This is a genomic window from Pseudomonas sp. O39, assembly GCF_045447295.1.
Classification (GTDB): Bacteria; Pseudomonadota; Gammaproteobacteria; order Pseudomonadales; family Pseudomonadaceae; genus Aquipseudomonas; species Aquipseudomonas antarctica_A.
This window is the reverse complement of sequence record NZ_JBJGXV010000004.1, coordinates 358,688-380,777: the sequence shown is the minus strand read 5'-3', so window position 1 is coordinate 380,777 and position 22,090 is coordinate 358,688. Positions and strand designations below refer to the sequence as shown.

Genomic DNA, 22,090 nt, shown 5'->3' with positions numbered 1-22,090 from the left:
GAGTTTTGTGATGTCTGCGCCTTCTGTTGTAATTGCCGGTTGCGGCGATGTGGGTAGTCGGCTGGCTAGCCAATTGCTGGCCTCGGGATGGGAGGTTCATGGTCTGCGACGCGATATCTCGCGGCTTCCCGACGGTGTAATCGGCATTGCCGGCGACCTGTTCAAAAAGGATTGTCCTGACACCTGGCCGATCGGCGGGGTGGATTACCTGGTGTACTGCGCTGCTGCCACGGACCACGATGAAGCCGGCTATCGCGCGGCGTATGTGCAAGGGTTGCAGCATGTATTGGAGTGGCTGGGCGACTACGGCCAGGAACCCAAGCACCTGCTGTTTGTGTCCAGCAGCAGTGTGTACGGCCAGCAGAATGGGGAGTGGGTCGACGAAACCTCCGACACCCTGGCGAAGGGATATTCGGGCCAGGTGATGCTGGAGGCCGAGCAAGTGGCCCTCAACAGCGGTATTGCGGCGAGTATCGTGCGGTTGACCGGGATCTATGGTCCCGGCCGCGAATGGCTGTTGACCCAGGTGCGCCAAGGCTATCGCGTGGCGGTTGATCCACCTTTATATGGCAACCGGATTCATGCGGATGACGCCGCTGGCTTGCTCGCCTTTTTGTTGCGGCATGTGGAGCAGGGCGGTTCGCTGGATAAGATCTACATCGGCGTGGACGATGCGCCTGCGCCATTGGCGGAAGTCGTGGGCTGGTTGCGCGAGTACCTGGGCGTGACCGAGTGGGCGGATGACGCAAGTGTAAGGCGGGCTGGTAGCAAGCAATGCAGCAATGCCCGAGCCAAGGCGCTGGGCTGGGCGCCGACGTATCCGACCTATCGCGAGGGGTATGCAGCGATCTTGAAAGGCTAAAACGCGGTCAAAAATGTGGGAGCTGGCTTGCCTGCGATTGCGGTGTATCAGTCACATCGGCGTTGGATGTGACACCGTCATCGCAGGCAAGCCAGCTCCCACACTCAGATCTACGTGATGCTATTTATTACTTTTCAAGCAACCACTGTCGCGGGCCGGGCGTAAACGAAGGTACTTCGTCCGTATGCGCGGTATTCACCGCCTGGAAAATTTCCAGCTGCTTGCCTTTGCGCACGAAGATCCACGGGTTGCCCTGGCCGTTCAGTTGCAGCCAGATACTGTCATAGCCACCGCTCATCGAGGCGCAGTCTCCCGCCAGGCACAGCGAGTACCGGTCGACGCCTGGCAGGCCAGCGACCTTGCCGTCGGCCTGGAACTGTACCGTGGCACCGTCGCCGTTGCCGTCGGTAATCTTCCAATCGCCGCCCATATAGGCCGCATACAGCGCCCGCTCGAAGTTGGCGCCCAATGGCGCGCCCTCCGGGGCTGGGTCTTTGGCGCGGGCGAACACTTGTTCTGGCTCGTTATCGTTGGCCACTTGCAGCAGTTGTTTGCCCTTGCGCTTGAGTTCGGTGGCCGAGCTGCCGTAGAACTCGACGCTCCAGGCGCCGGATTTCTCACCCAGCAACTTGCCTTCCGCTACTTCAAAACCGTTGTAGTAGCGTGCCTGCGAAGCCTTGGTGTTGACCTCCCACTCGAGGTTCGGGCCAAAGGATTGCAGGGCTTCACGCAAAGGGCCGCCCTTGGCTGCCGCGTTGATGGCGGCCTGGTTGATCCAGGTGCCGCTCACATCCAGGTCGGCGGGGTTGCTGGCGCAGCCGCCGAGCAACAGGGCGAGCAACGAAGAGGCTACAAGCGCTTTGCGCATTACGAAATCCTTCTGAAACGAAGTCGGCGCAGCCCTTGGGGGCTGCGCCGGGTGTTTTACTCGATGACCAGAATCGCGTCCATCTCAACCTGTGCGCCTTTAGGCAAGGCAGCAACGCCGATGGCGGCGCGGGCTGGGTACGGTTGTTCGAAGTACTTGCCCATGATCTCGTTGACCTTGGCGAAATGGCTCAGGTCGGTGAGGAAGATGTTCAGCTTGACGATGTCCTTGAACGAACCGCCAGCGGCTTCGGCCACGGACTTGAGGTTTTCGAAGACTTGTACGGTTTGTGCTTCGAAGCCTTCAACCAGTTCCATGGTCTTTGGGTCCAGCGGAATCTGGCCGGACATGTAGACGGTGTTGCCCGCCTTGATCGCCTGGGAGTAAGTACCGATGGCGGCCGGGGCCTTGTCGCTGGTGATAACAGTCTTGGTCATGAGTGACTCCTTGTAAGAGAACGGCTATGCACGCATGCGGGTGATGCGGATCACTCCCGTCAGGGCGCGCAGTTTCTTGATCACGCGGGCCAGGTGCACGCGGTCGTGAACGCTGACCACCAGCTGGACCACGCTGATGCGGCCATCGCGCTCATCCATGCTGATTTTCTCGATATTGCCGTCGGCCGCGTTGACGCTGCTGGCCAGCAGGGCGATCAGGCCGCGCTGGTGCTCCAGCTCCACCCGCAGCTCGACGTTGAATTCGCCGGTGACATCCTTGGCCCACGAGAGCTGGATGCATTTTTCGGGGTTGTGACGGATTTCGCTGATATTGCGGCAGTTGTCCAGGTGCACCACCATGCCTTTGCCGGCAGACAAGTGGCCGACAATCGGGTCGCCCGGGATCGGCGTACAGCACTTGGCGTAGCTGAGCACCAGGCCTTCGGTGCCGCGAATCGCCAGCGGGCCTTCGGGGCTTGGCAGCTGTTCGCCTTCGCCGAGCAGGCGGCGGGCGACCACATAGGCCATGCGGTTGCCCAGGCCGATATCTTCCAGCAGGTCTTCGATGGTTTCCTGGCGGTACTCGTGGAGCATCGCTTGCACGCGCTCGGCCGGGATTTTTTCGAGGGCGCTGTCGAAACCGTTGAGCACCTTGTTCAGCAGGCGTTCGCCCAGGCTGATGGATTCGGAGCGGCGTTGCAGTTTGAGCGCGTGGCGGATGTGCGTCCGCGCTTTACCCGTGACCACGAAGTTGAGCCAGGCCGGGTTCGGGCGCGCGCCGGGTGCACTGACGATCTCGACCGTGGAGCCGCTTTGCAGCGGTTCGGACAGCGGCGCGAGGCGACGGTTGATCCGACAGGCAATGCAGCTGTTGCCGACGTCGGTGTGCACCGCGTAGGCAAAGTCGACCGCCGTGGAGCCTTTGGGCAGCTCCATGATCCGGCCTTTGGGCGTGAATACGTAGACCTCGTCCGGGAACAGGTCGATCTTCACGCTTTCGATAAATTCCAGGGAGTTGCCGGCACGTTGCTGCATTTCCAGCACGCCTTTGACCCACTGGCGGGCGCGGGCATGCGTGCCTTTGGGTTGCTCGTCGCCGCTGGATTTGTACAGCCAGTGGGCGGCGATCCCGTTGTTGGCCATTTCTTCCATTTCCCGCGTGCGGATCTGGATCTCGATCGGCACCCCGTGCATACCGAACAGCGTGGTATGCAGCGACTGATAGCCGTTGGCCTTGGGAATGGCGATGTAGTCCTTGAAGCGGCCTGGCAGGGGTTTGTACAAATTGTGTACAGCGCCCAGCACGCGGTAGCAGGTATCGACCTTGTCGACGATGATCCGGAACGCATACACGTCCATGATCTCGTTGAAGGCCCGGCGCTTGCCGCGCATCTTCTTGTAGATGCCGTAGATGTGTTTCTGCCGGCCGCTGACGTCGCCTTCAATCTCGTCGATCGCCAGGCAATGGCTCAGCGACTCTTCGATCTTGTTGACGATTTCCTTGCGGTTGCCACGGGCGCGCTTGACCGCCTGGTAGATGCGCGCCGAACGCATGGGGTGCATGGCCTTGAAGCCGAGGTCTTCGAATTCGATACGGATGGTATGCATGCCCAGCCGGTTGGCGATGGGCGCGTAGATTTCCAGGGTTTCCTTGGCGATGCGCCGGCGTTTTTCACCGGACAGCACTTCCAGTGTGCGCATGTTGTGCAGCCGGTCGGCCAGCTTGACCAGAATGACCCGAATGTCGCGGGCCATGGCCATGGCCATCTTCTGGAAGTTTTCTGCCTGGGCTTCGGCCTTGGTCTCGAAGTTCATCTGGGTCAGTTTGCTGACCCCGTCGACCAACTCGGCCACGGTTTCGCCAAATTGCGCGCTGAGCGCTTCCTTGGCGATGCCGGTGTCTTCAATCACGTCATGCAGCATCGCAGCCATCAGGCTCTGATGGTCCATGTGCATGTCGGCCAGAATATTTGCCACTGCAAGAGGATGCGTGACATACGCCTCGCCGCTACGGCGGCGTTGGCCGTCGTGGGCTTGCTCGGCGTAGAAATACGCTCGGCGGACCAGGTTGACCTGGTCTGGGCCGAGGTAGGCCGATAAGCGATCGGCGAGGGCGTCTATGCTCGGCAAAGTGTTAACTCCTGCCGTTGGCTGTGACCCCGCGCCGTGCTACGTCGACCAGGCATAGGCTTAGACGGCCTCGTTGGACTCGTCCTCGAACGCTGCAAACAGCGGTTCGTCTTCAACGATTTCGGCGTTGGCGATGAACTCGTAGCTCATCAGGCCTTCAGCGATTTCACGCAGGGCTACAACGGTAGGCTTGTCGTTTTCCCACTGGACCAGGGGCTCTTTGCCGCCAGTGGCCAATTGACGGGCACGCTTGGTAGAGAGCATGACCAGCTCAAAGCGGTTATCCACGTGTTCTAGGCAGTCTTCAACGGTTACGCGGGCCATGGTATTCCTCGGAGCGAATGCAAGATGCGCGCTGCCCGGTTGGGCGAGCGGACTAAACAGTTTAAAAAATCACCAGCGTTTAGGGAAGCGCTGATTTTTCGCAGGCCCTCGCAAAACCGCTACAAGTGCCAATGTAAAGCCCTTGCAGCGGTTTTGGGAAGAGCCAATCAACCGAGCAGTTCGGCCAGTAATTTACCGAAACGCTGTTGTTGGCGCTTCTGCTGGAGCTGATTGGTGCGGAAAATCGCCTTCAAATCGTCCAGGGCGTGCGCAAAATCGTCGTTGATGATCAGGTAGTCGTAGTCGACGTAGTGGCTCATTTCGCTGACGGCCTCACGCATGCGGCCTTCGATGATCTCGTCGCTGTCCTGGCCACGGTTGGTCAGACGCTGATGCAACGCTTCCAGCGACGGCGGGAGGATGAAGATCGAGCGCGCCTTGGGCATCAACTGACGCACTTGCTCGGCGCCTTGCCAGTCGATTTCCAGGATCAGGTCGTGGCCTTCGTCCAGGGTCTGCTGCAAATGGCTTTGCGAAGTGCCGTAGAGGTTGCCGAAGACTTCGGCACGCTCAAGGAAGTCGCCGTGTTCGATCATCTTCACGAACTCGGTGCGCTCGACGAAGTGATAGTGCACGCCGTTTACTTCACCCGGGCGCATGGCGCGGGTGGTGTGCGAGACCGAGATGCGGATGTGCTCGTCAGCGTCGGTCAGGGCCTTGACCAGGCTGCTCTTGCCCGCGCCCGAAGGGGCGGAAATGATGTAAAGGGTGCCGGTGCTGTGGGTCATGGAGGTTGCCTTACTCAATATTCTGTACTTGTTCGCGCATCTGCTCGATCAACACCTTGAGGTTGACCGCGGCCGTGGTGCTGCGCGGATCAAACGCCTTGGAGCCCAGTGTATTGGCTTCGCGGTTGAGTTCCTGCATCAGGAAGTCCAGGCGCCGACCGGCGGCACCGGCGGACTTGAGCACGCGGCGCACTTCGAGGATGTGGGTGCTCAGGCGGTCGAGCTCTTCGGCCACGTCACTCTTCTGTGCCAGCAGGACCATTTCCTGCTCCAGGCGCACCGGGTCGAGGTCGGCCTTCATGTCAGTAAAGCGGTCGAGGACCTTCTGGCGTTGGGTGGCGAGCATCTGCGGCACCAGCTCGCGCAGGGTGACTACGTCGGCTTCAATCGAGGTCAGGCGCTCATTGATCAGGCGGGCCAGTTCGGCGCCTTCACGCTCGCGCCCGGCCTTGAGCTCCTTCAAACCCTGCGTGAACAGGGCGAGGGCTTCGGCGTTGAGGGCTTGCGGGTCGGCGGCGTCGGCCACGAGTACACCGGGCCAGGCCAGTACTTCCAGAGGGTTGAGTGCGGCGGGCTGCTTGATCAGGCTGGCGATGGTTTCGGCGGCGGCAACCAGTTGCGCGGCGCGGTCGCGGTCAACTTGCAGTGGCTTGCCGGTGGTTTCCTCGGTAAAGCGCAGGGTGCATTCCAGCTTGCCACGGGAGATGCCCTGGCGCAGCGCTTCACGCACGGCGCCTTCGAGGTCGCGGAAGGACTCCGGCAGGCGCAGGTGCGGCTCCAGGTAACGGCTGTTGACCGAGCGCAGTTCCCAGCTCAGGGTGCCTTGGACGCCGGCTTTTTCGACGCGGGCGAAGGCGGTCATGCTGTGCACCATGGAGGTACCTCGCGATGCAGTCCCACAAATGCGGACTGATGGGTAAATTGAAGCCGACAGGCTGCGAAGGCGCAGGATTGTAGCGCAGTGGGGCGAGCGCGCCCAAACAATGGGCAATAGGCTAGCCATTCGTAACCGAATTTTTTAGAAGTGCCCCGAATCGGTTCGCGGCTCTATAATGCTCGGCAGTTTTTCGTCCTCCGTACAGGTATCCCCTATGAAACGTCCAAGTGGTCGCGCTGCCGATCAGCTCCGCTCGATCCGCATCACCCGCAACTACACCAAACACGCCGAGGGATCTGTACTGGTCGAGTTTGGCGATACCAAGGTTATCTGCACCGTCAGCGTCGAAAACGGCGTGCCGCGTTTCCTCAAGGGCCAGGGCCAGGGTTGGTTGACTGCCGAGTACGGCATGCTGCCGCGCGCCACCGGCGAGCGTAACCAGCGTGAAGCCAGCCGCGGCAAGCAAGGCGGCCGTACTCTGGAAATCCAGCGTCTGATCGGTCGCTCCCTGCGTGCCGCCCTGGACATGTCCAAGCTGGGCGACGTCACCCTGTACGTCGATTGCGACGTGATCCAGGCTGACGGTGGCACCCGTACCGCGTCCATCACCGGCGCCATGGTGGCCCTGGTCGATGCACTGAAAGTGATCAAGAAACGCGGCGGCCTTAAGGGCGGCGACCCGCTCAAGCAGATGATTGCTGCGGTGTCGGTCGGCATGTACCAGGGCGAGCCTGTGCTGGACCTGGACTACCTGGAAGACTCGGCTGCCGAGACCGACCTGAACGTGGTGATGACCAGCACCGGTGGTTTCATCGAAGTGCAGGGCACCGCCGAAGGCGCGCCATTCCAGCCGGCCGACCTGAACGCCATGCTGGCCCTGGCCCAGAAAGGCATGACCGAAATTTTCGAGCTGCAGAACGCCGCACTGGCTGACTGAGTCGGCTTCAAGGAGAAACGCCATGAATGACAGCCAACTACCCGTGCCTACGCCTTCCTACGAAGTCCGTCAGGGAGCCATGTTGTGTCATTTGGCGGCGTTTCTGGGGTTTGTGTTCCCCTTCGGCAGCGTCGTAGGGCCGCTGATCCTGTGGCAGATGAAAAAGGAAGTGGACCCGTTCATTGATGATCAGGGCAAGGAAGCCTTGAATTTCCAGATCACTGTGGCCATCGCCTGGATGGCTTGCATCGTGCTGGCTTTCGCGGTCATCGGTTTTTTCCTGATGTTTGCGCTGGCAATCGCCACCATCGTGCTGACGATCATCGGTGCGATCAAAGCCAACAAAGGGATTGCCTATCGCTATCCCTTGACCTGGCGCGTGGTCAAATAACGCGGGTTCAGCCGACAGGCATCCACAAAAAAACCGACAGCGATGTCGGTTTTTTTGTGCCTGGGAAAAGACCTCAGATGGTCAGTGTCCAGTCGTAGTCCACGATCAGTGGTGCGTGCTGCGAAAAGCGTGGCTGGCGCGGCAGACGTGCGCTGCGAACAAACCGGCGCAGACCTGGGGTCAGCAACTGGTAGTCGAAACGCCAACCCAGGTTGAGCATCTCAGCCTGTTCGTTATCTGGCCACCAGCTGTACTGGTCGCCTTCACGGCTGACTTCGCGCAGGGCATCAACATAGCCCATGTTGCCGACAATCTCGTCCATCCAGGCACGTTCTGGTGCCAGGAAACCCGGGGATTGCTGGCTGTCGCGCCAATTCTTGATATCCAGCTTCTGTTGCGCCACGTACAGCGAGCCACAGTAAATGTACTCGCGACGTTTGCGTCGCTGTTTATCCAGATAACGGGCGAAATCGTCCATTAGCTTGAACTTCTGGTTCAAGTCTTCATCGCCGTTCTGCCCCGAAGGGAGCAGCAAGGTCGCGATGCTGACCTTGTCGAAATCGGCTTGCAGGTAGCGCCCGTAGCGGTCGGCTGTCTCGAAGCCGAGGCCGCTGATGACCGCCTTGGGTTGCAACCGCGAGTACAAAGCCACACCACCTTGGGTGGGCACTTCGGCATCGCAGGCATAAAGGAAGTAGCCATCCAGTTGGAAGGCTGGGTCGTCCAGTTCAAAGGCGGAGGCGCGGGTGTCCTGCAGGCAGATGACGTCGGCATTCTGTGCTTGCAGCCAACTGAGCAAACCACGCTCGACTGCAGCCTGAATACCATTGACGTTCACACTGATGATCCGCATAAATGGCCCCAAAAATCGCGTGCGTGTATGATACACGCCGTCTACCTAATTAGCTAAATCCGTGGTATCTGAGGCTTTTTTCATGCAGGCGTATCAACGCGATTTCATTCGTTTTGCCATCGATCGCGGCGTTTTGCGCTTCGGTGAGTTCACTCTGAAGTCCGGGCGCACCAGCCCCTACTTCTTCAATGCCGGCTTGTTCAACTCGGGTTCGGCCCTGGCTCAGCTGGGTCGTTTCTACGCGGCGGCCATCGTTGAAAGCGGTATTTCCTTCGACGTATTGTTTGGTCCGGCCTACAAGGGCATCCCGCTGGCGGCCGCGACTGCCGTGGCGTTGGCTGAACATCATGGGCTTGATCTGCCGTGGTGCTTCAACCGCAAAGAGGCCAAGGCCCATGGCGAAGGCGGCAGCCTGGTGGGTGCTCCGCTTAAAGGCGACGTGCTGATTATCGACGACGTGATCACTGCCGGCACCGCGATCCGTGAAGTGATGCAGATCATCGCTTCCCAGGAGGGCGCCAAGGCGGCTGGCGTGCTGATCGCCCTGAATCGCCAGGAGCGCGGCAACGGTGAGTTGTCGGCAATCCAGGAAGTGGAGCGTGATTTCGGCATTCCGGTGGTGAGCATCGTATCGTTGAACCAGGTGTTGCAGTTCCTGGAAGATGACCCGCAGCTCAAGCAGCATTTGCCGGCGGTCAAGGCGTACCGCGAGCAGTTCGGCGTCTGAGACGGCGGCCCATGCAGGCTAGTGTGGGAGCTGGCTTGCCTGCGATAGCATCACCTCGGTACTACTGAATCACCGAGGTCCTGCATCGCAGGCAAGCCAGCTCCCACCAAAAAGGCCCCGCTCAATCTGATTGAGCGGGGCCTTTTCGTTTGCAGCGTTTAAGGGCGCTTGCGATTGCTGATCAGCGTACCCACACCGGTATCTGTGAAGATTTCCAGCAGGATCGCATTCGGTACCCGGCCATCCAGGATCAGCGAGCTGCCGACGCCGCCTTGCACTGCTTCCAGCGCGCAACGAATCTTCGGCAGCATGCCGCCGTAGATCGTTCCGTCGGCGATCAGCTCGTCCACCTGTTGGGTCGTCAGGCCGGTCAACACCTTGCCTTCCTTGTCCATCAGGCCGGCGATGTTGGTCAGCAGCATCAGCTTTTCAGCTTTCAGCGCCTCGGCCACCTTGCCGGCCACCAGGTCGGCGTTGATGTTGTAGGACTCACCGTTGGCACCCACGCCGATCGGCGCGATCACCGGGATGAAGTCGCCTCTGACCAGCAGGTTCAGCAGGTCGGTGTTGATCCCGATGACTTCGCCTACCTGGCCGATGTCGATGATTTCCGGCTGGGTCATTTCCGGCGTCTGACGGGTAACGGTCAGTTTTTTCGCGCGAATCAGCTCCGCGTCCTTGCCGGTCAGGCCGATGGCGCTGCCGCCATGACGGTTGATCAGGTTGACGATGTCCTTGTTCACCTGGCCGCCGAGGACCATCTCCACCACGTCCATGGTCTGCGCGTCCGTGACGCGCATGCCATCAATGAAGTGACTCTCGATCGACAAGCGCTTGAGCAAATCGCCGATTTGCGGGCCGCCGCCGTGCACAACTACCGGGTTGATCCCGACAGCTTTCATCAACACGATGTCGCGGGCAAAGCCGGTTTTCAGCTCCTCGCTTTCCATGGCATTGCCGCCGTACTTGATCACCAGCGTCTTGCCGACGTAGCGTCGAATGTAAGGCAACGCTTCGGACAGGACCTTGGCAGTATTGGCAGCGGCTTCGCGTTCGAGGGTCATTCAGGGCTCCGGTAAAAAATCAGAACGGTAATTGGAGATCAGGGGCAACACGTTTCAACTGGGCGTGGAACACGTCCTTGATGCGCTGCAACTCAGCCTCGGTATCCGCCTCGAAGCGCAGGACCAGCACCGGTGTGGTGTTGGACGCGCGAACCAGGCCCCAGCCTTTGGCGTAATCGACTCGCACACCATCAATGGTGGTCAGGTTGGCGCCTTCACCCCATTGCGCATCGTGCAGTGCGTCAATGATGCTGAATTTGCTCTCCTCGGTCACATGGATATTGATCTCTGGCGTAGAAATATCATTCGGGAAGGTCTGAAACAGCTCCTGCGCCGTGGATTTTTCCTTGCTGAGGATCTCCAGCAGACGGGCGGCGCTGTAAATGCCGTCGTCAAACCCGAACCAGCGCTCCTTGAAGAACACGTGGCCGCTCATTTCGCCGGCCAATAGCGCACCGGTTTCCTTCATTTTCTTTTTGATCAACGAGTGACCGGTCTTCCACATTAGTGGGCGGCCCCCGTATTCCTTGATCAGCGGGGTGAGGCGGCGGGTGCATTTCACGTCGAAGATGATTTCGGCATTCGGATTGCGCGCCACCACGTCACGGGCGAACAGCATCAGCAGGCGGTCTGCGAAGACGTTCTCGCCGGTGTTGGTCACCACGCCGACGCGATCGCCGTCACCGTCGAAGGCCAGGCCCACGTCGGCACCGGTTTCCTTGACCTTGGCGATCAGGTCCACCAGGTTTTCAGGTTTGCCCGGGTCCGGGTGGTGGTTGGGGAAGTTGCCGTCAACGTCGCAGAACAGCGGGATGATTTCGCAGTTCAGGGCTTCGAGCAACTGCGGGGCGATCACGCCGGCTGCGCCGTTGCCACAGTCCACTACCACTTTCAGGCGGCGTGCGAGTTTGACGTCGCCGGTGATTTGGTCGGAGTAGCGTTGAAGGATGTCGACTTGGGTAATGCTGCCTTTACCGCTGGTCAGGTCGTTGTTCTTCAGGCGGTTGTGCAGGGCCTGGATCTGTTCGTTGGCCAGGGTGTCGCCGGCGATGACGATCTTGAAGCCGTTGTAGTCCGACGGGTTATGGCTGCCGGTGAGCATCACCCCGGACTTGCCGGCCAGTACGTTGGCGGCGTAGTACAGCGCAGGCGTTGGCACCAGGCCGACGTCGCTGACGTGGCAGCCGCTGTCGGCCAGGCCCTGGATCAGCTGTTCCACCAGCTCCGGGCCGGACAAGCGGCCGTCACGGCCTACCGAAACATTGGGCTCGCCCTGGGCCAGGCTCTGGGAGCCAATGGCGCGACCGATCCAGTAGGCGGTTTCGGCGGTCAAGGTCTTGGGCACCACGCCACGAATGTCGTAGGCGCGAAAGATGCTGTCGGGGAATGTCGGGGCTACTCGGGCTGCGGTACTCATCGCGGGGGGAAACTCCATCTGAAGGGGGCAAGGCTGGCCTTAAAGTGGCTGACCGGCAGGCTCAAACTGAAGGGTAAGACGGCGTTTTCGGCAGAGAGTTCGTGGTGTAAAAGTGCCATCGGAGTGCTGGCTCCGTTTGGTCTGTCGCGTAACCTTTTGATTTTGTTGTAGAAATCTCGCTGAATAAATCCGCGCATTCTTCATCCTGAATAGCCATGCGGTGGCGTCTTGCCGGACAACTGCGTCCGGCAAGATTCAGCTTAGTCAGTGGCTGCCGGAATGCCCAAAACCACCTGCGTCGCGTTGAGTCTCGTCGAACTCCTGTACCAGTTCGAAGTGCGCCTGTACCACCGGCACCAGCACCAATTGGGCGATGCGCTCGCCGACGGCGATGTTGAACGCGGTGTTGCCACGGTTCCAGCACGACACCATCAGTTCGCCCTGGTAATCCGAGTCGATCAGGCCCACAAGGTTGCCCAGCACGATGCCGTGTTTGTGGCCCAGGCCGGAGCGCGGCAGGATCAACGCCGCCAGGCCAGGGTCGCCGACGTAGATCGACAGGCCGGTAGGGATGAGGAGGGTCTGGCCCGGCTCAAGGACCGTGTCCTGCTTGAGCATGGCGCGCAGGTCCAGGCCGGCGGAGCCCGGTGTGGCGTAGGCCGGCAGCGGGAATTCGTTGCCGATGCGTGGGTCGAGGATCTTGGCTTGCAAAGCGTGCATGTAAATTAAACCTGGTTCAGCCGTTGGGCGATAAATGAGATCAGTTGGCGGGCAATCTTGCCTTTGCTGGTCTGGGCGAAAACGGTGGCGTGCAACTCGCGGTCGATCACGCTGATAGCATTTTCCTCACTGTTGAAGCCGATGCTCGGGTTTGCGACATCATTGGCAACGATCAGGTCGAGGTTTTTGTCTTTCAATTTGCGTGCGGCATAGTCGAGCAGGTGCTCGGTCTCGGCCGCGAAGCCGATACTGAATGGCCGGTCCGGGCGGGTGGCGATGGTCGCCAGAATGTCCGGGTTGCGCACCATTTGCAGGAGCAGGCCGTCGCCGCTTGTAGGGTCTTTCTTAAGCTTTTGCGGGGCGACGACTTCCGGGCGGTAGTCTGCAACCGCTGCCGAGGCGATAAACAGGTCGCAGGGAATGGCTGCTTCACAGGCCGCCAACATGTCCCTGGCGCTGACTACGTCGATTCGCGTGACGCGATCGGGGGTTGGCAAGTGCACCGGACCGGTGATGAGGGTGACGCGTGCGCCTGCCTCAACCGCGGCTTCGGCCAAGGCAAAGCCCATTTTTCCTGAGCTATGGTTGGTGATGTAACGCACCGGGTCGATGTTTTCCTGGGTCGGGCCAGCGGTGATCAGTACATGTTTGCCGGTGAGTGCCAGGTGCTGGAAGCACTCTGCGGCGCACTGCGCCAGGTCGGTGGCTTCGAGCATGCGGCCCATGCCCACATCGCCGCAGGCCTGGCTGCCGGAGGCCGGGCCGAACACTTTGAGGCCACGGCTTTGCAGGAGCTGGGTGTTGGCCTGGGTGGCCGGGTCGCGCCACATGGCCTGGTTCATGGCCGGAGCGATGGCGACGGTAGCGTCGGTGGCCAGTACCAGTGTGGTCAGCAGGTCATCGGCAATGCCTTGGGCCAGGCGCGCGATCAGGTCGGCAGTGGCTGGGGCGATCAGCACCAGGTCAGCCCATTTGGCCAGCTCGATATGGCCCATGGCGGCTTCGGCCGCCGGGTCCAGCAGGTCCAGGTGAACCGGGTGGCCGGACAGGGCTTGCATGGTCAGTGGGGTGATGAACTCACTGCCACCGCGTGTCATGACCACGCGCACTTCGGCGCCTTGGTCCAGGAGCCTGCGAACCAGCTCTGCGCTCTTGTAGGCGGCAATGCCGCCGCCGACGCCGAGAACGATGCGTTTCCGATACAGACGCTGCATTGGTTTGCCTTTCCAGTTCAGTGATGCCAGTTCAGTGACGCCTGCGATGCCCCCTCCCCAGGTGAAATCGCACGCAAAAAAGAGGGCTTAAGATAACACAGCGACCGTCGGGCAACAGCGGCGCACATGCACACGGAGGTGGGATGAGTATTCGCGATTGGCCTGTGGCTGAACGTCCACGGGAGAAACTTTTGGAGTGGGGCGCGGCGAGTCTGTCCGATGCCGAGTTGTTGGCAATCTTCCTGCGCACTGGGGTTTCGGGCAGAAGTGCGGTGGATCTGGCGCGCCATCTCTTGGCGCAATTCGGCGGCCTTCGACCGTTGTTGGAGGCCAGCCAGACGCTGTTCATCCAGCATTTGGGGTTGGGGCCGGCGAAGTTTGCACAGTTGCAGGCGGTGCTGGAAATGTCTCGGCGCCACCTGGCCGAGCGCCTGCGTAGCGATTCGGTATTGGAGAGTCCGCTGGCCGTGCGTGACTACCTCAAGGCGCTCTTACGTCATGAGCCCCACGAGATCTTCGGCTGCCTGTTTCTCGACTCAAAACATCGGGTGCTGGGCTTCGAGGCGTTGTTTGAGGGCACCATCGACACCGCCATCGTTTACCCCCGCCAGGTGGTCAAGCGTGCGCTTGCATACAACGCGGCAGCGTTGATCCTGTGCCATAACCATCCATCAGGGAGTGTCGAGCCGAGTGCGGCTGATCGAAAATTAACCAAGTTGCTGCAAAAGGCGTTGGAAGTCGTGGATGTGCGGGTGCTGGATCACATCATTGTGGGCGACGGTGACCCGCTGTCGATGGCGGAATATGGGTGGATGTAGCCCCGCCCCATTAGGGCGGGGCAGGTTTTCAAGGCTTGACGCTGACCTTGGAGAAGTCCTGACGTCCAAACGGGCTCACCTGGTATCCCTTGACATTCTTGCGCGCCAGAGCGAACGCCGTAGGGTGCGCAAGCGGTAGCCATAAAGCCTGCTGCTGGATCTGTGCCTGGGCCTGTTGATACAGCTTGCTGCGCACACCTTGCTCGCTGGTGGTCTTGCCGGCGCTGATCAGTTTGTCCAGGGTTGGGTCGCAGTAGCGGGCGAAGTTGGTGCCGGATTTCACTGCCGCGCAGGAGAATTGCGGGGTCAGGAAGTTATCCGGGTCGCCGTTATCGCCGGCCCAACCCATGAACAGCAGGTCATGCTCACCGGCTTTGGCGCGGCGAATCAGCTCGCCCCACTCGATCACACGGATCTCTGCCTGGATGCCGATTTTGGCGAGGTCCGCCTGCAACAGCTGTGCGCCCAGGTTAGGGTTGGGGTTCAGCAGGCTTCCGGTGGGTCGAGTCCAGAGGGTGGTCTTGAAACCATTCTTGAGGCCGGCCCGGTCCAACAGCGCCTTGGCTTTGGCGATGTCCTGTGGATAACCCGGCAAGTCCTTGGCATAGCTCCAGGTATTTGGTGGGTAAATGCCATTGGCTAGTTCGGCGGTGCCTTCAAATACGGCTTTCAGGTAGCTGTTCTTGTCGAAGGCCAGGTTGATCGCCTGCCGCACTTCGGGCTTGTCCAGCGGCGGGTGCTGGCTATTGATCGCAACGAATGCGGTCATGAAGGCTGGTGTTTTTTCTACTTTGAGCGCGGGATCTTTCTCTGCTTCACCCACATCCAGCGGCTTGGGCGACAGCGCGATCTGGCACTCATCACGGTGCAGTTTCTGCAGGCGCACGTTGGCATCCGGCGTAATGGCGAAGAGCAAGTTATCCACAGCCGGTTTGCCGGCGAAGTAATCCGGGTTGGCTTTGTAACGCACGACAGCATCTTTCTGGAAACGCACAAAAACGAACGGTCCGGTGCCGATCGGTTGGCTGTTGAGCTTTTCGGGCGTACCGGCCTTGAGCAGTTTATCGGCGTACTCGGCCGGGTAGATCGAGGCAAAGCCCATGCTGAGAGCGGCGAGGAAGGTCGAGTCGGCGTGATCGAGGGTGAAGCGCACGGTCAGCGGGTCGAGGGCGTCGATCTTCTTGACCAGCGTCGGCAGTTGCAGAGACTGCGCATGCGGGAAGCCGCTCTGGGCGATCTTGTGCCACGGGTTGGCGGGGTCGAGCATGCGTTCAAAGCTGAAGCGCACGTCTTCGGCGGTCAGGGTGCGGCTCGGGGTGAAATAGTCGGTACGGTGGAATTTAACCCCCGGGTGCAGCTTGAAGGTATAGGTCAGGCCATCCGGCGACACTTCCCAGCTGTCTGCGAGGCTCGGCACCAGCTTGCCGCTGACGGCGTCGTAGTCCACCAGGCGATTCATCAGTACATCGGCCGAGGCATTGGTGGTGGTCAGGGAGTTGTACTGCACCACATCGAACCCTTCGGGGCTGGCCTCGGTGCAAACGCTCAAACTGGTGGCGGCTTGGGCCAGCGGCGCGATAAATAGAGGGGCTAGCAATAGCGGTAGGGCAGCGAGGCGCATATTCGGTTTCCTTTGCAGATCGAAGGCCCATCTGCGAGTGCAGTCTGGAAAAAGCCTACCGTAGTGGTCTGTTTGATAAATGACTAGCCCATTTTTGCCTGTGCTTTTGGCGCAAATGCTGTTTTGATGGCGCCTCAGCGCGTTTCGCCGTGCACTTCATTGTGCCTGCGGGGCGCTGTAAATCATTCTGTGCGACGAGCGGTCGGCTGTTACAGCGGCCCCTCCTGGCAACGGTTCAGGCGTCTGTCGCCAAGATTTATGCCGGTAAAAACACACGGGCTGTTGTTGCACTAGGGTCTTTCTGGTATAAAGCAGCGCTCTTTTCTAGGGGCCCGGTTCCTTCGCTAGTAGGTGTAGCCGGTAAGACCCTAAAGAAACGCGGCGCCTGGCGCCAAATGACTGAGAGATTAAGCGGCCAACCCATGCCGGGTTGGGCATGTGGTTTTAGAGGGCTGAGGCATGTCGAGAGTCTGTCAAGTTACCGGTAAGGGTCCGGTGACTGGGAATAACATTTCCCACGCAAATAACAAAACCCGTCGTCGTTTCCTGCCGAACCTGCAGCATCACCGCTTCTGGGTTGAAGAAGAGAAACGTTTTGTTCGCCTGCGTGTATCTGCCAAAGGCATGCGTATCATCGACAAGCGTGGCATCACTGTCGTGCTGGCCGAAATCCGCGCCGCTGGCAAGATCTAAGGAGCTTTATCATGCGTGAATTGATTCGAATGATCTCTAGCGCCGGTACTGGTCACTTCTACACTACCGACAAGAACAAGCGTACTACCCCGGACAAGCTCGAAAAGAAAATGTTCGACCCGCGCGTTCGCAAGCACGTGATCTACAAAGAAGGCAAAATCAAGTAATTGATTTTCTTCCTTGTGAAAAAAAGCCCGTATCTCACGATGCGGGCTTTTTTTTGCCTGTGATTTCTTGATCAGGCTTTCTGTTCGAACACCACGTAGATCTTGCGGCACGGCTCCAGCACTTCCCAGGTGCCGCTGAACCCGGCGGGGATCACGAAGCGGTCGCCGGCGCGCAAAGTCTTGGCGTTGCCGTCGGCATCCCGCAACACGGAAACACCCTGCACAATCTCGCAGTACTCATGCTCCGTGTAATTGACCTTCCACTGTCCGACTTCACCTTCCCACACGCCCGCGCTCATCTGGCCGCACGGACTGTTGTAGTGGTTGTAGATGGTTTGTTCGGGATCGCCCTTGAGGATTTTCTCGGCGGCCGGACGGTAGCGGTCTGGGGCGGTGTTGGCTTGGCTGAAGTCGACGATGTCCTGGATGCTCATGTGCGTGTCCCGTCTGGCCTGGGGTTGGTGAGCCCAAAGTCTATGTTTATTAAAATGAACATCGCAAGGGCGTTTACCGCCGTTATGTCAAATATATTGAAACATCCCCAGCCGCTGGTTTAGGGTGGCAGCTGCCTTGAGCCGAACAGCAGGCTGGCCGGGCAAGAATTCTTTGAGGCTGCCGGGGGACATCACCTGGCCCTTGTATTCAATAAGAGGAGGACACTCGCATGACCACCCTGACCCGTGCCGACTGGGAACAACGCGCCAAGGACCTGAAAATCGAAGGCCGCGCCTATATCAATGGCGAGTACACCGCCGCTGTTTCCGGTGACACGTTCGAATGCATCAGCCCGGTCGATGGCCGCCTGCTGGCCACCGTTGCGAGCTGTGACGTCGCCGACGCCCAGCGTGCCGTCGAGAATGCCCGCGCCACGTTCAACTCCGGTGTCTGGTCGCGCCTGGCGCCAGCCAAACGCAAATCCACCATGATCCGTTTCGCCGCGTTGCTCAAGGCCAATGCCGAAGAGCTCGCGCTGCTTGAAACCCTGGACATGGGCAAGCCGATCACCGACTCCCTGGAAATTGACGTGCCTGGCGCAGCCAATGCGCTCAGCTGGAGCGGCGAGGCTATCGACAAGATCTACGACGAAGTTGCCGCCACCCCGCATGATCAACTGGGTCTGGTGACCCGCGAGCCGGTCGGTGTTGTCGGCGCGATCGTGCCGTGGAACTTCCCGTTGATGATGGCCTGCTGGAAACTCGGCCCGGCGCTGTCCACCGGTAACTCGGTGATCCTCAAGCCGTCTGAGAAATCCCCGCTGACCGCCATCCGAATCGCGGCTTTGGCCGTTGAGGCCGGTATTCCAAAAGGCGTGCTCAACGTGCTGCCGGGCTACGGCCACACCGTGGGCAACGCGTTGGCGCTGCACATGGACGTCGACACCTTGGTGTTCACCGGTTCCACCAAGATTGCCAAGCAACTGTTGATTCGCTCCGGCGAGTCGAACATGAAGCGCGTGTGGCTGGAAGCCGGCGGCAAGAGCCCGAACATCGTGTTTGCCGATGCGCCGGATTTGCAAGCCGCTGCCGAATCCGCCGCTGGCGCCATCGCCTTCAACCAGGGCGAAGTGTGCACCGCCGGTTCGCGCCTGCTGGTGGAGCGTTCGATCAAGGACACCTTCCTGCCGCTGGTGATTGAGGCCCTCAAGGGCTGGAAGCCGGGCAACCCGCTGGACCCGGCGACCAACGTCGGCGCACTGGTGGACACCCAGCAGATGAACACCGTGCTGTCGTACATCGAAGCCGGCCACGCCGACGGCGCCAAACTGGTCTCGGGCGGCAAGCGCACGCTGGAAGAAACCGGCGGTACCTACGTGGAACCGACGATTTTTGACGGTGTGACCAACGCCATGAAGATCGCTCAGGAAGAGATTTTTGGCCCCGTCCTGTCGGTAATCACCTTCGACAGTGCCGAAGAAGCCATCGCCATCGCCAACGACACCCAATACGGCCTGGCCGCAGCGGTATGGACGGCGGACATCTCCAAGGCGCACCTGACCGCCAAGGCCCTGCGCGCCGGTAGCGTGTGGGTCAACCAATACGATGGTGGTGACATGACCGCGCCATTTGGTGGCTTCAAGCAGTCGGGTAACGGTCGCGACAAGTCGCTGCATGCGTTCGACAAGTACACCGAGTTGAAGTCGACCTGGATCAAGCTGTAAGCAACACCGCTGATCCCCTGTAGGAGCAAGCTTGTGAGTGAGCTGGCTGCCTGCGATAGCAGCGCCAAGGTGTGACGGACACACCGAAGCATCGGCTATCGCGGGCAAGCCCGGCTCCCACATAAGCTCGCTCCTACAGTTCGTTTGCAACCTCGGAAATTATCCACAGGAGCGTGGAAATGCGTTGGGCGACTTATTTCGCCGTCCTGGCTTCGGTACTCAGCGTCGGCCTGGCCCTGGGCGTCAGCATGCCGCTGGTGTCCCTGCGCCTCGAAGGCTGGGGCTACGGCAGTTTCGCCATTGGTGTGATGGCAGCCATGCCGGCCTTCGGCGTGCTGCTGGGGGCGAAGGTCTCCAGTCGCATGGCCTCATGGCTCGGCACCGCCAACCTGATGCGTCTGTGCCTGTGGGCCGGCGCGGTGTCCATCGGGTTGCTGGCCGTCCTGCCCAGCTATCCGGTGTGGCTGGTGCTGCGACTGATGATCGGGGTGATCCTGACCATCGTGTTTATCCTCGGCGAAAGCTGGATCAACCAGTTGGTGGTGGAGCAGTGGCGTGGCCGATTGGTGGCGCTGTATGGCTGCAGCTATGCCTTGAGTCAACTGTCAGGCCCGCTGCTGTTGGGCGTGCTGGGCACCGACCATGACTACGGTTTCTGGGTGGGCGTGGGCCTGCTGATGGTCGCGCCGCTGCTGTTGCTGGGGCGTTCCGGCGCGCCAACGGCCGATTCCTTCAGTGTCACCTTCGGCGATCTATGGCGTTTTTGCCTGAGCCTGCCCGCGATTGCCTGGGCGGTGGCGTTATTCGCTGCGTTCGAGGCGATGATTCTGACGCTGCTGCCGGTGTATTGCCTGCAACAAGGCTTTACCGCCGAGATCGCCTTGGCCATGGTCAGCACGGTGGTGGTTGGCGATGCGCTGCTGCAATTGCCCATCGGCGCGTTGGCTGACTACCTGCCGAGACGCACGCTGTTCTTGAGTTGTGCGGTGCTGTTGCTGGTCTCGAGCCTGGCGATTCCGCTGCTGTTGCACACGCCGCTGATCTGGCCGGTGTGGGTGATCTTCGGCGCCAGCGCCGGCGGGTTGTTCACGTTGTCGCTGATCCTGATCGGCGAGCGCTATCGCGACGACGCGCTGGTACGCGCCAACGCTCACGTGGCGCAGTTGTGGGGCATCGGTTGCCTGATCGGGCCGCTGGTGGCCGGTGCGGGCAGCCAGTGGATCAGTGGGCATGCATTGCCGTTGTTGATGGCTGCCGGCGCGCTGGGGCTGGTGGTTTTGTTGCTGCGTCAGGGCGCATTTGGCGTTGCGCAGCCCGCCTGATTTTAAACGGGATCAAATGTGTACGGGCTTGCTCGCGAATACGGTGTGTCAGTTAACGGAAATATTGACTGACCCACCGCATTCGCGAGCAAGCCCGCTCCCACACGGGATCTTCATTGTTCCTAGAGCATGCGTTCCAATCCGACTGAGGTGGCGAACCAGGCATTAAACCTGCGCCACCAGCTGCCGGGTTCACGGCTCAGCGTGTGCAATTGGCCATTGTCCTCGGTCACCCATACCACCTGGCCGTCCTGCAATTTCGCCTGGTAGCTCAAGGCTGGCGACATGCCTTGCAGTGCTAGGTTGCGTACGTGCTCCGCCAGCTCGGGGCTGTCCACCAGCACGCCGACCTCGGTGTTCCACAGCACCGAGCGCGGGTCGAAGTTGAACGAGCCAATAAACGACTTCTCCCGATCAAAGATCATCGCCTTGCTGTGCAGGCTCGAGTCCGAGCCGTGGAAGGCGCCCCGGCGAAACAGGTGCGGGCCGCTGCCGCCGCTTGGGTCGCCGGGCTGGCGGCGCAGCTCGTAGAGTTTCACGCCGTGTTCCAGCAAAGCCTTGCGATAAGGCGCGTAGCCGCCATGCACGGCCGGCACGTCCGTGGCCTCCAGAGAATTGGTCAGCAGGCTTACCGACACGCCTGCATCGGCACGGCCGGTGAGGTACACCAGCCCGGGCTGCCCGGGTACGAAATACGCCGAGATCATTATCAGCTCACGGCTGACGCCGTTCAGCTCCGGCGCCAGTTGGGTAGTGAGCAGCAAGCGGGGGTCTGGGTCAGCTTCGGCCAACACCTTGCTCGGCGCATCCCACAATGCCTGGTTCCACGCCCAGATCAGCTCGCGGCGCCAGATGTCCATGCGCGGCTGGGTCTGGTAGGTGCGCAAGCGGTTGTACAGCGCGTGGTTCTGCTGACGAGATTCGGCCAGCGAGTCTTGCAGGCGCACGCGTGCGGCGGCCAGGTCGCCTTTGGACGGGCTGTTTGAAACAAAGTCATCAATCGGTTTGCTCAGCGCGCTGTTCCAGTACTGATCAAAGCTGTGTCCGAGCTGCTCAGCCACCGGGCCGACGCTGAGCATGTCGATATCGGTGAAGTTCAGGTTCGGCTCGGCGTCGAAATACTCGTCACCCAGGTTGCGCCCGCCAACAATGGCCACACTGTTATCCGCCAGCCACAGCTTGTTGTGCATGCGCCGGTGTTGGAGCGACAGGTTGAACAACCGCCCCATGGCCCGCGTCACGCCGGTACTGCGGCCAAGGTGCAATGGGTTGAACAGGCGAACCTGGATCTGTGGGTGGGCGGCGAGGGTCGCGATGACGTGGTCGAGGCCGTCGCTGGTGGTGTCGTCCAGCAGGATGCGGATGCGCACGCCACGGTCGGCGGCTTTGAGCAGTTCATCCACCAGCATGCGGGTGCTGATGCCGTCGTGCACGATGTAGTACTGCAGGTCGAGGCTGCTTTGGGCATTGCGGATCAATTCGGCGCGGGCCATGAAGGCTTCGCTGCTATTGGGCAGCAGGCGAAAGCCTGAGCGTCCCTGATATGGCGCGGCCTGGGCCTGGATCGAGCGGCCGAATGACGATTGCGCAGCGGGCAGCGCATCGCTGGGCGTGCGCGGTGCATTGACCGTCGCGCAGCCGCTCAGGGCCACGGCGCCCAGCAGGAAAAACGGTAAAAGCCGTCGAATCATCAAGGGCGCTG

General features: G+C 60.5%; 22 protein-coding genes and 1 pseudogene. 9 read left to right on the top strand and 14 right to left on the bottom strand.

The window, feature by feature from the left end:
• Positions 1-10: 10 nt before the first annotated feature.
• Entirely contained in the window at positions 11-862 is an 852-nt protein-coding gene (locus ACI77D_RS08715) for an SDR family oxidoreductase (protein WP_064454727.1), read from the top strand.
• 127 nt (positions 863-989) lie between these two features.
• Here the strand turns inward: ACI77D_RS08715 and ACI77D_RS08710 are convergent, their stop codons facing one another.
• From ACI77D_RS08710 to ACI77D_RS08685, 6 genes are all read right to left on the bottom strand, one after another.
• Positions 990-1,730 carry a hypothetical protein gene (locus ACI77D_RS08710; protein ID WP_064454726.1) on the bottom strand — a complete coding sequence of 247 codons (741 nt, stop codon included), beginning with the start codon at positions 1,728-1,730 and terminating at the stop codon, positions 990-992.
• A 56-nt stretch (positions 1,731-1,786) separates the two neighbouring features.
• Entirely contained in the window at positions 1,787-2,167 is a 381-nt protein-coding gene (locus ACI77D_RS08705; RefSeq protein WP_003176922.1) for a RidA family protein, read from the bottom strand.
• A 24-nt stretch (positions 2,168-2,191) separates the two neighbouring features.
• Positions 2,192-4,297: a bifunctional GTP diphosphokinase/guanosine-3',5'-bis pyrophosphate 3'-pyrophosphohydrolase gene (gene spoT, locus ACI77D_RS08700; protein WP_407016393.1), complete on the bottom strand. Its 2,106-nt coding sequence runs from the start codon at positions 4,295-4,297 to the stop codon at positions 2,192-2,194.
• A gap of 60 nt (positions 4,298-4,357) precedes the next feature.
• The gene (rpoZ, locus tag ACI77D_RS08695; protein ID WP_003176920.1) at positions 4,358-4,621 is read right to left on the bottom strand and encodes a DNA-directed RNA polymerase subunit omega; all 264 of its coding nucleotides are present in this window, start codon (positions 4,619-4,621) and stop codon (positions 4,358-4,360) included.
• 167 nt (positions 4,622-4,788) lie between these two features.
• Positions 4,789-5,409: a guanylate kinase gene (gene gmk, locus ACI77D_RS08690; protein ID WP_065931902.1), complete on the bottom strand. Its 621-nt coding sequence runs from the start codon at positions 5,407-5,409 to the stop codon at positions 4,789-4,791.
• A gap of 10 nt (positions 5,410-5,419) precedes the next feature.
• Positions 5,420-6,283 carry a YicC/YloC family endoribonuclease gene (locus ACI77D_RS08685; RefSeq protein WP_221295901.1) on the bottom strand — a complete coding sequence of 288 codons (864 nt, stop codon included), beginning with the start codon at positions 6,281-6,283 and terminating at the stop codon, positions 5,420-5,422.
• A 217-nt stretch (positions 6,284-6,500) separates the two neighbouring features.
• Between ACI77D_RS08685 and rph the strand changes: the two genes are divergently transcribed.
• Both rph and ACI77D_RS08675 read left to right on the top strand, forming a co-directional pair.
• Entirely contained in the window at positions 6,501-7,223 is a 723-nt protein-coding gene (rph, locus tag ACI77D_RS08680) for a ribonuclease PH (protein WP_003213280.1), read from the top strand.
• Positions 7,224-7,245: 22 nt separating this feature from the next.
• Positions 7,246-7,614 (top strand): DUF4870 domain-containing protein, encoded by a 369-nt coding sequence (locus ACI77D_RS08675; protein ID WP_064454724.1) that lies wholly within the window; start codon positions 7,246-7,248, stop codon positions 7,612-7,614.
• Between the two features lie 73 nt (positions 7,615-7,687).
• Here the strand turns inward: ACI77D_RS08675 and ACI77D_RS08670 are convergent, their stop codons facing one another.
• Positions 7,688-8,467 (bottom strand): exodeoxyribonuclease III, encoded by a 780-nt coding sequence (locus tag ACI77D_RS08670; protein WP_003195493.1) that lies wholly within the window; start codon positions 8,465-8,467, stop codon positions 7,688-7,690.
• Between the two features lie 82 nt (positions 8,468-8,549).
• Between ACI77D_RS08670 and pyrE the strand changes: the two genes are divergently transcribed.
• The gene (gene pyrE, locus ACI77D_RS08665) at positions 8,550-9,194 is read left to right on the top strand and encodes an orotate phosphoribosyltransferase (RefSeq protein WP_053258663.1); all 645 of its coding nucleotides are present in this window, start codon (positions 8,550-8,552) and stop codon (positions 9,192-9,194) included.
• Positions 9,195-9,352: 158 nt separating this feature from the next.
• Here pyrE and argB read toward each other — a convergent pair whose 3' ends face one another.
• The 4 genes and pseudogenes from argB to coaBC all read right to left on the bottom strand — a co-directional run bounded on the left by argB (position 9,353) and on the right by coaBC (position 13,609).
• The gene (gene argB, locus ACI77D_RS08660; RefSeq protein WP_064454723.1) at positions 9,353-10,258 is read right to left on the bottom strand and encodes an acetylglutamate kinase; all 906 of its coding nucleotides are present in this window, start codon (positions 10,256-10,258) and stop codon (positions 9,353-9,355) included.
• A 19-nt stretch (positions 10,259-10,277) separates the two neighbouring features.
• Positions 10,278-11,699, bottom strand: a pseudogene (locus ACI77D_RS08655) (phosphomannomutase/phosphoglucomutase); the annotation flags it as partial.
• 240 nt (positions 11,700-11,939) lie between these two features.
• Positions 11,940-12,395: a dUTP diphosphatase gene (gene dut, locus ACI77D_RS08650; RefSeq protein WP_407016392.1), complete on the bottom strand. Its 456-nt coding sequence runs from the start codon at positions 12,393-12,395 to the stop codon at positions 11,940-11,942.
• Between the two features lie 5 nt (positions 12,396-12,400).
• Entirely contained in the window at positions 12,401-13,609 is a 1,209-nt protein-coding gene (gene coaBC, locus ACI77D_RS08645) for a bifunctional phosphopantothenoylcysteine decarboxylase/phosphopantothenate--cysteine ligase CoaBC (protein WP_407016391.1), read from the bottom strand.
• A 143-nt stretch (positions 13,610-13,752) separates the two neighbouring features.
• Here coaBC and radC point away from each other — a divergent pair, with 143 nt between their 5' ends.
• The gene (radC, locus tag ACI77D_RS08640; RefSeq protein WP_064454719.1) at positions 13,753-14,427 is read left to right on the top strand and encodes a DNA repair protein RadC; all 675 of its coding nucleotides are present in this window, start codon (positions 13,753-13,755) and stop codon (positions 14,425-14,427) included.
• A 28-nt stretch (positions 14,428-14,455) separates the two neighbouring features.
• On the opposite strand, the gene ACI77D_RS08635 is transcribed toward radC, so the two are convergent.
• On the bottom strand, positions 14,456-16,048 hold the full coding sequence (locus ACI77D_RS08635) for an ABC transporter substrate-binding protein (protein WP_407016390.1): 1,593 nt from the start codon (positions 16,046-16,048) through the stop codon (positions 14,456-14,458).
• 459 nt (positions 16,049-16,507) lie between these two features.
• Here ACI77D_RS08635 and rpmB point away from each other — a divergent pair, with 459 nt between their 5' ends.
• Together rpmB and rpmG are read left to right on the top strand one after the other, a co-directional pair.
• A complete protein-coding gene (gene rpmB, locus ACI77D_RS08630; protein WP_003176907.1) occupies positions 16,508-16,741 on the top strand; it encodes a 50S ribosomal protein L28 in 234 nt (77 codons plus the stop codon).
• An 11-nt stretch (positions 16,742-16,752) separates the two neighbouring features.
• Positions 16,753-16,908, top strand: coding sequence for a 50S ribosomal protein L33 (gene rpmG / locus ACI77D_RS08625; protein ID WP_003176906.1), 156 nt, complete (start codon positions 16,753-16,755; stop codon positions 16,906-16,908).
• A 71-nt stretch (positions 16,909-16,979) separates the two neighbouring features.
• Here rpmG and ACI77D_RS08620 read toward each other — a convergent pair whose 3' ends face one another.
• The gene (locus ACI77D_RS08620; protein WP_110620468.1) at positions 16,980-17,342 is read right to left on the bottom strand and encodes a cupin domain-containing protein; all 363 of its coding nucleotides are present in this window, start codon (positions 17,340-17,342) and stop codon (positions 16,980-16,982) included.
• A 230-nt stretch (positions 17,343-17,572) separates the two neighbouring features.
• On the opposite strand from ACI77D_RS08620, the gene ACI77D_RS08615 reads away from it, so the two are divergent.
• Entirely contained in the window at positions 17,573-19,066 is a 1,494-nt protein-coding gene (locus ACI77D_RS08615; RefSeq protein ID WP_407016389.1) for an aldehyde dehydrogenase, read from the top strand.
• Positions 19,067-19,245: 179 nt separating this feature from the next.
• Entirely contained in the window at positions 19,246-20,388 is a 1,143-nt protein-coding gene (locus tag ACI77D_RS08610) for an MFS transporter (RefSeq protein ID WP_262666562.1), read from the top strand.
• A gap of 122 nt (positions 20,389-20,510) precedes the next feature.
• On the opposite strand, the gene ACI77D_RS08605 is transcribed toward ACI77D_RS08610, so the two are convergent.
• Positions 20,511-22,079 (bottom strand): phospholipase D family protein, encoded by a 1,569-nt coding sequence (locus ACI77D_RS08605; protein WP_407016388.1) that lies wholly within the window; start codon positions 22,077-22,079, stop codon positions 20,511-20,513.
• Positions 22,080-22,090: the final 11 nt, after the last annotated feature.